Here is a 7,291-nt window from a genome sequence, read left to right on the forward strand (position 1 = left end):
CAGGGGGGACCCTGTGGGAGAGTAGGACGCCGCCGAACAATTCTTGAGAGAAGCCCCGCCCGGGGACACCGGGCGGGGCTTCTCGCATTTCCGGACCCATTCCGGCCCCGACTCCCCGGCCCGCGTGTGTCGGCGGCACGACAGGTTTCTTGCAGGGCTGGAACATTCGTTGACCCGGGAACGGGCCGGCTGGAACGCTGAGAGCGTGAGCCAAGCCGAGAGCCTCGTCGGGCGCCTGCACGTCGATCTGCGACGTCATGCCAGCGCCATCTGTGCCGCCTGCCGTTGACGGGCAGGCCCGCCACCGCGCCATGACGGCGCGCCGCCTCGCCGGCCTCACCTGAGCCCCCTGCCGCACTCCGGCGTACCCGGGCTCCGCTCGCCGACCGTTCCTCGGGCCTTCCGGCCGATGGCGGTCGTTCGTCTCGCACTCCCTGTGTCACCGCTCTCCCGTGACGGGTTCCTCCGTGCTGTCCGGCTGCCGCCGACGTCGTGGTGTTCGCGTCCCGGGGGAGGGGTGTGCCGCCCTTCCCGCAAAGGACCTCCGCCATGCCCGCCACCTCCCGTCGCCAGTTCCTCGCGCTCGCCGCCGTGGGGGTCGCCGCCACTGCCTGCGGCCGGGCCACCGCCTCCGCCGGCTCCGGATCCGAGACGAAGAAGCTCAGGTACCAGGGCTGGGCGGGGCAGGTGACCCTGCCCGAACTCGCCGAGGACCTCGGCTACTTCGGTGATGTGAAGCTCGAATGGGTCGGCAACACCATCAGCGGCCCGCAGGACATCCAGTCCGCGGCGACCGGCCAGATCGACTTCGGCGGCGCCTTCAACGGCGCGGTCGTGAAGCTGATCGCGGCCGGTGCCCCGGTGAAGGCCGTGATCAGCTACTACGGCGTCGACGAGGCCGCGTACAACGGCTTCTACGTGCTGCAGGACAGCCCGATCCGTTCCGCCCGCGACCTGCTCGGCAAGAAGGTCGGGATGAACACCCTGGGTGCGCACAGCGAGGCCATCCTCGACATCTACCTGCAGCGCAACGGGCTCTCGCCGGCGGAGATCGCCAAGGTCGAGCCGATCGTGGTGCCGCCGGTCAACACCGAGCAGTCGGTACGGCAGAAGCAGATCGAGGTCGGGGTGCTGGGCGGCGTCCTGCGGGACAAGGCCCTGGCGGCGGGCGGCATCCGCCCGCTGTTCAGCGACTACGACCTGCTGGGCCGGTTCAGCGCGGGGACGTACGTCGTCACCAACCGCTTCCTCAAGCAGAACCCGACCACCGCGCGGACCTTCGTCACCGGTGTGGCCAAGGCGATCGAGTGGACCAGGACCACGCCGCGGGAGGAGGTCATCGCCCGCAGCGTCGAGATCGTGAAGAAGCGCGGCCGCAACGAGGACACCGCGGCCCTGAAGTACTGGAAGTCCGCGGGCGTGGCGGAGACCGGCGGCCGGATCACCGACGACGAGTTCAAGATCTGGATCGACTGGCTGGTCGAGCACGGCGACATCAAGGCCGGCCAGGTGAAGCCGACCGACCTCTACACCAACGAGTTCAACGGCTACCCCGCGGCCGCGGCGACGGCCGCGAGCCCCTCCCCGAGCAGGAGTTGAGCGATGAGCGCCGACATCTCCTTCCGTTCCGTCAGCAAGGTGTTCCAGGTCCGCGGCGGGGGCGACTTCACCGCCGTGGACCGGGTGGACCTCGACATCGCCGCCGGTGAGTTCGCCGTGCTCGTGGGGCCGAGCGGTTGCGGCAAGTCCACCCTGCTCGACCTGCTGGGCGGGCTCACCGCGCCCACCTCCGGCGAGATCCTGCTGAACGGCCGCCCGGTGACCGGGCCCGGGCCCGACCGCTCCACCGTCTTCCAGCAGTACGCGCTGCTGCCCTGGCGCACGGCCCAGGGCAACGTCGAGTTCGGCCTGGAGTCGATCGGCGTGCCGAGACGCCGACGCGCCGCCCGGGCACGGGAGTACCTCGCCCTGGTGGGCCTCACCGGCTTCGAGGACCGGCACCCGCACGAGCTGTCCGGCGGCATGAAGCAGCGCGTGGCGATCGCCCGCAGCCTCGCCTACGACCCCGAAGTGCTGCTGATGGACGAGCCGTTCGCGGCGCTCGACGCCCAGACCCGCGAGTCGCTGCAGGACGAGCTGCGGCGGATCTGGCAGCAGACCGGGAAGACCGTCCTGTTCATCACCCACGGCATCGAGGAGGCGGTCTACCTCGGCGGGCGGGTGGCCGTGCTCACCTCCCGCCCGGGCCGGGTCAAGCAGGTCGTCCCGATCGACCTCGGCGACCGGAGCGCCGCCCGGGACCTGCGCTCCAGCCCGGAGTTCGCCCGCTACCGGCACGAGATCTGGAGCCTGCTGCACGACGAGGTCAGCCGCGCCCAGCAGTTGGAGAGAGAGGTCAGCGCCGCATGAGCACCGACGTCCGCCCGTCCGCCCCGCCCGTCCTCACCAAGCCCAAGCCCAAGCCCGACTCCGGGGCGCCGGCCGCCGAAGCCCCGGCCGTTCCGCCCCGGGAGGGTGCCCGTGCCGCGCGCCGCCGCTCCAGGCTGCCCCGTCTGCTGCTGGCCGGCCTCGGCAAGACCGTCGCGATCGCCGCCCTGCTCGCCGTGTGGGAGGCGGCCCCGCGGCTGAACCTCGTCGACCCGACCTTCCTGCCACCGTTCAGCCAGGTCGTCGACGCCTGGTTCGGCCTCTTGGACAGCGGCCAGCTCGCGACCAACACCCAGGCAAGCCTGACCCGTTCGCTGAGCGGCTTCGGCCTCGCCGTCGCGCTCGGCGTGCCGCTCGGCCTGCTGATCGGCTGGTACCGGCCGGTCGCCAACCTGCTCAGCCCGGTGCTCGAACTCTTTCGCAACACCGCCGCGTTGGCGCTGCTGCCGGTGTTCGTGCTGATCCTCGGGATCGGGGAGACCTCCAAGATCTCCATCGTGCTCTACGCGTGCATCTGGCCCGTGCTGCTGAACACCATCAGCGCCGTCCGCACCGTCGACCCGACCCTGCTGAGGCTCGCCCGTTCACTGAACCTCTCACCGTTCCGGCTGTTCCAGAAGGTGATCCTGCCGGCCTCCGTACCGACCGTGTTCACCGGGATCAGGCTGGCCGGCGCGGTCTCCATCCTCGTCCTGGTCGCCGCCGAGATGGTCGGCGCCAAGGCCGGGCTCGGCTACCTGATCAACGCCTCCCAGTTCAACTTCGCCATCCCGCAGATGTACGCGGGCATCGTCACCATCTCCGTGATCGGCGTGCTCTTCAACCAGTTGCTGGTCGCCCTGGAGCGCCGCTTCACCGCCTGGCGCGCACCGGTGGGGGGCTGATCGATGGGCGAGACCCTCGAACTGACCGCGGACGTCCTGGTGGTGGGCGGCGGCCCGGCCGCCACCTGGGCCGCCCTCGACGCGGCCCGGGCCGGCGCCGACGTCGTCCTCGCCGACAAGGGCTACTGCGGCACCAGCGGCGCGACCGCCGCCGGCGGCACCGGAGTCTGGTACGTGCAGCCCGACCCGGTCGCCCGGGAGGCCGCCATGGCGAGCCGCGAGGGCCTCGGCGGGCACCTCGCCGACCGCGGCTGGATGGCCCGCGTCCTCGACCGCACCTACGCCAACATCAACGAACTGGCGGAGACCGGCGGATACCCCTTCCCGACGGCGCCCGACGGCCGCCAGCCGCGCAACGGACTGCAGGGCCCGGAGTACATGCGGCGGATGCGGATCAGGACCCGCCGCGCCGGGGTGCGCATCCTCGACCACAGCCCGGTCACCGAACTGCTCACCGCCGCCGACGGATCGGTCGCCGGCGCGGCCGGCCACCGGCGGCAGGCCGGGCACCCCTACCGGGTGCGGGCCGGCGCGGTCGTCCTCGCCACCGGCGGCTGCGCGTTCCTCAGCGGGGCCCTCGGCACCGACACCGACACCGGCGACGGCGCCCTCTACGCGGCCGAGGTCGGCGCCGAACTCTCCGGCATGGAGTTCTCCAACGCGTACGGCATCGCGCCCGAGCACACCTCCGTCACCAAGACCGCCTTCTACTCCTTCGCCACCTTCCACCGGGAGGACGGCAGCGTCCTGGAGGGCGCCGCCAGCCAGGGCGGCCGATCGGTCATCGCCCGCGAACTGCTCGACGCCAAGGTCTACTGCACCCTCGACCGGGCCGACCCGGCCGCCCGGCAGGCGATGCGGCTCGCCCAGCCGAACTTCTTCCTCACCTTCGACCGGCTCGGCATCGACCCGTTCACCCAGCGGTTCGCGATCACCCTGCTCGCCGAGGGCACCGTCCGCGGCACCGGCGGCATCCGGATCGCCGACGCGGACTGCCGCACCACCGTGCCCGGCCTCTACGCGGCCGGCGACGCCGCCACCCGCGAGGAGATCTGCGGCGGCTTCACCGGCGGCGGCAGCCACAACGCGGCCTGGGCGATGTCCTCGGGCAGCTGGGCCGGCACCGGCGCCGCCCGGTACGCCCTCGGGCTCGGCCGCGCCGCCCGCACCCGGCCCGTGCGGGCCGCGGGCGGAGCCGGACTGCGGCCGACCGGCGGCGGCGGCGCCGACCACCGCGAGGTGATCGCCGCCGTCCAGGGCGAAGTCCTGCCGTACGACAAGAACTACCTGCGGCACGGCGACACCCTCACCGCCTCGCTCCGGGTGCTCGACGACACCTGGCGGCAGCTGCGCGCCGGACTGCGCGGCGAGGGCCGCGACACGATCCGCACCCGGCAGGCCGCCGCGCTCGCCGCCAACGCCCGCTGGATGTACCGCTCCGCGCTCGCCCGCACAGAGAGCCGCGGCATGGCCCGCCGACTCGACTTCCCCGACCAGGACCCCGCCCAGCACCACCGGATCGCCACCGGCGGTCTGGACGAGGTCTGGACCCGCCCCGTGAAGGAGCCCGCCGTGAAGGAGCCCGTGTGATCGAACTCGTCTCCGCCGCCCGCTGCATCGCCTGCGACAAGTGCATCAGGGTCTGTCCCACCGACGTCTTCGACCGCGGCGCGGACGGCATCCCCGTGATCGCCCGGCAGGACGACTGCCAGACCTGCTTCCACTGCGAGGCCAACTGCCCCGTCGACGCCCTGTACGTCGACCCGCGCACCCGGCCGCAGCCCGTCCCGCACGACGAGGACGACCTCGCCGGCGCCGGACTGCTCGGCAGCTACCGGGCCCGGATCGGCTGGGGCCACGGCCGCACCCCCGGGGCGCTGCAGGCCATCGGCCCAGCCTTCGGGACCGCACCCATCACCTCCTGAAACCCCCGACCCGCACCACGAAGAGGAGCACACCCATGACCGCGTTCGAGCTCCACAAGGTCGGCGGCCGGATCGGCGCCGAGATCACCGGCATCGACCTCGCGCAGCCGCTCGACGAGCAGACCGTCACCGCGCTGAACGACGCCCTCGTCGCCCACAAGGCGCTGTTCTTCCGCGGACAGCACCTCGACGACCAGGGCCAGACCCGCTTCGCCGGCTACTTCGGCCCGCTCACCACCGCCCACCCGACCGTGCCCTCGCTCGACGGACAGCCCAACGTCCTCGCCGTCGACAGCGAGGACGGCGGCCGCGCCAACCAGTGGCACACCGACGTCACCTTCGTCCGCACCCCGCCCAAGGCGTCCACGCTGCGCAGCCTCGTCGTCCCGCCCTACGGCGGCAACACCCTGATCGCCGACGCCCAGGCCGCCTACCGCGACCTCCCCGAGCAGCTGCGGGAGTTCGCCGACCGGCTCTGGGCCGTCCACACCAACGACTACGACTACGCGCAGGGCAAGGAGCTCGACGACGCCGAGGCCGAGCGCCGGGCCGTCTTCACCTCCCGCACCTACCGCACCGCCCACCCCGTGGTCCGGGTCCACCCCGAGTCCGGCGAACGCGGCCTGTTCATCGGCGGGTTCGCCGAACGCATCCTCGGCCTGCCCGCCGGCGCCTCGCACGACCTGCTGCGCACCCTGCAGTCGTACGTCACCCGGCCCGAGAACGTGGTGCGCTGGCGCTGGTCGGTCGGCGACGTCGTGCTCTTCGACAACCGCTCCACCCAGCACTACGCGCCGGACGACTACGACGACCTGCCGCGCCGCCTGCACCGCGTCACCGTCGCCGGCGACGTGCCGGTCGGCGTCAGCGGCGAGCCCAGCTACATCGTCGAGGGCGACGACGCCGCGCACTACACCGGCTGAGCCGGGCCACCGAGCGGCACCGCACCGGCCGCGCCGCGGGCACACCGCCCGCGGCGCGGCCGGGCGCGTTCACCTCCCCCACACCTCCGCGACCCGCGCGGCGATCCGGCGGCCCTGTGCGAGGCCGGCCGCCGCGGCCGGCGTCCGCACCGCCGGGTCCAGCGGGTTCACGCCGAACGCGGCCGCGGACGCCTCGTCCGGGGTCACCGCCAGCACCGCCGCACCGCGCGCCTCCAACGCGGCGACCTGCGCGGTCAGCGCCTCGTCCGGCAGCGGCGCCAGCACCAGCACCCGGCCGCCCTCGGCCAGGTCGGCGTTGGCCGAGCTGCGGACACCGCCGTCCACGTACCGGGAGCCGTCCACCGAGACCGGCGGCCAGATCCCCGGGACGGCGCAGCTCGCCGCCACCGCATCGACCAGGCCCACCCCGGACTCCCGGTCGATCAGCACCTCCTCGGCCGTGCCGGCGTCCACCGCCACCAGGGTGAGCGGCCACGCCGGCCAGTCGTGCCGCGGCAGCCTCCCCTCGATCACCTCGCGGCGGGCCGGTTCGGACACCGTCTCCGCGGCCAGGGCCATCTCGCAGACCGCCCGGCGCAGTTCCAGCGGGTCGACGGTCTCCTCGACGAGCTTCCCCCAGACCGCGGTCAAGGTGGCGACCGTGGCCGGGTCGGGGGTCAACTCGGCGTTCTGCAGAGGGGGTTCGCTCTGCCGGCGGTAGAGCTCGGCGAGCGGCAGACCGCTCGCCAGCTGACCCGCCACGGTGGAACCCGCCGACGTGCCCACCACCTGGTCCGCCGTGCCGGCCACGGCGACGCCCTCCGCCTCGAACCCGGCCAGCAACCCGGTCAGCCAGGCGATCCCCGCCAACCCGCCCCCGCCGAGCACCAATGACTTCCGGTCCGTCATCCCCGCCTCCTCGTCCGTGGGAGCCGGGCGTGGGTGCCGCGCTCCGAGAGTGCCAACGGGCCGGAGCGGGCTGGGTGTTCCGTGTCGGAAGCGCGCTCCGTGTCGCAGGTGGTCACACCTGAGGGGCGGGGGGGGGGGGGGGGGCGGGGCGGGGGGGGGGGGGGGGGGCCCCCCCCCCGCGGGGGGCGCCGCCGGGGGGGGGGGGGAGGGCGGGGGGGGCGCG

8 protein-coding genes are annotated in these 7,291 nt (G+C 73.6%); 7 read left to right on the forward strand and 1 reads right to left on the reverse strand.

Annotated features, from left to right (window positions below):
* Positions 1-205: 205 nt before the first annotated feature.
* From AB0442_RS41125 to AB0442_RS41155, 7 genes are all read left to right on the forward strand, one after another.
* Entirely contained in the window at positions 206-289 is an 84-nt protein-coding gene (locus AB0442_RS41125; RefSeq protein ID WP_359984401.1) for a putative leader peptide, read from the forward strand.
* Between the two features lie 260 nt (positions 290-549).
* Positions 550-1,599, forward strand: a complete 1,050-nt coding sequence (locus AB0442_RS41130) for an ABC transporter substrate-binding protein (RefSeq protein ID WP_366168643.1) — start codon at positions 550-552, stop codon at positions 1,597-1,599.
* A gap of 3 nt (positions 1,600-1,602) precedes the next feature.
* Positions 1,603-2,409: an ABC transporter ATP-binding protein gene (locus AB0442_RS41135; protein ID WP_366168644.1), complete on the forward strand. Its 807-nt coding sequence runs from the start codon at positions 1,603-1,605 to the stop codon at positions 2,407-2,409.
* On the forward strand, positions 2,406-3,311 hold the full coding sequence (locus AB0442_RS41140) for an ABC transporter permease (protein WP_366168645.1): 906 nt from the start codon (positions 2,406-2,408) through the stop codon (positions 3,309-3,311). Before AB0442_RS41135 ends, AB0442_RS41140 begins: the two co-directional genes overlap by 4 nt.
* A 3-nt stretch (positions 3,312-3,314) precedes the next feature.
* Positions 3,315-4,901 carry an FAD-binding protein gene (locus tag AB0442_RS41145; RefSeq protein WP_366168646.1) on the forward strand — a complete coding sequence of 529 codons (1,587 nt, stop codon included), beginning with the start codon at positions 3,315-3,317 and terminating at the stop codon, positions 4,899-4,901.
* Complete coding sequence (locus AB0442_RS41150) at positions 4,898-5,236, forward strand: ferredoxin family protein (protein WP_344626023.1); 339 nt, start codon at positions 4,898-4,900, stop codon at positions 5,234-5,236. The genes AB0442_RS41145 and AB0442_RS41150 overlap by 4 nt, the downstream gene beginning before the upstream one ends.
* 35 nt (positions 5,237-5,271) lie before the next feature.
* Positions 5,272-6,159 (forward strand): TauD/TfdA family dioxygenase, encoded by an 888-nt coding sequence (locus AB0442_RS41155; protein ID WP_366168647.1) that lies wholly within the window; start codon positions 5,272-5,274, stop codon positions 6,157-6,159.
* 69 nt (positions 6,160-6,228) lie between these two features.
* Here AB0442_RS41155 and AB0442_RS41160 read toward each other — a convergent pair whose 3' ends face one another.
* Entirely contained in the window at positions 6,229-7,068 is an 840-nt protein-coding gene (locus AB0442_RS41160) for a patatin-like phospholipase family protein (protein ID WP_366168648.1), read from the reverse strand.
* Positions 7,069-7,291 lie beyond the last annotated feature (223 nt).

This window comes from Kitasatospora sp. NPDC085895 (assembly GCF_040702125.1).
Taxonomy (GTDB): Bacteria; Actinomycetota; Actinomycetes; order Streptomycetales; family Streptomycetaceae; genus Kitasatospora; species Kitasatospora arboriphila.

Excerpts from the sequence above, each read along its gene's own strand:
- AB0442_RS41130 (WP_366168643.1), top strand. The coding sequence starts at position 550 with ATGCCCGCCACCTCCCGTCGCCAGTTCCTCGCGCTCGCCGCCGTGGGG.
- AB0442_RS41135 (WP_366168644.1), top strand. The coding sequence starts at position 1,603 with ATGAGCGCCGACATCTCCTTCCGTTCCGTCAGCAAGGTGTTCCAGGTC.
- AB0442_RS41140 (WP_366168645.1), top strand. The coding sequence starts at position 2,406 with ATGAGCACCGACGTCCGCCCGTCCGCCCCGCCCGTCCTCACCAAGCCC.
- AB0442_RS41145 (WP_366168646.1), top strand. The coding sequence starts at position 3,315 with ATGGGCGAGACCCTCGAACTGACCGCGGACGTCCTGGTGGTGGGCGGC.
- AB0442_RS41155 (WP_366168647.1), top strand. The coding sequence starts at position 5,272 with ATGACCGCGTTCGAGCTCCACAAGGTCGGCGGCCGGATCGGCGCCGAG.
- AB0442_RS41160 (WP_366168648.1), bottom strand. The coding sequence starts at position 7,068 with ATGACGGACCGGAAGTCATTGGTGCTCGGCGGGGGCGGGTTGGCGGGG.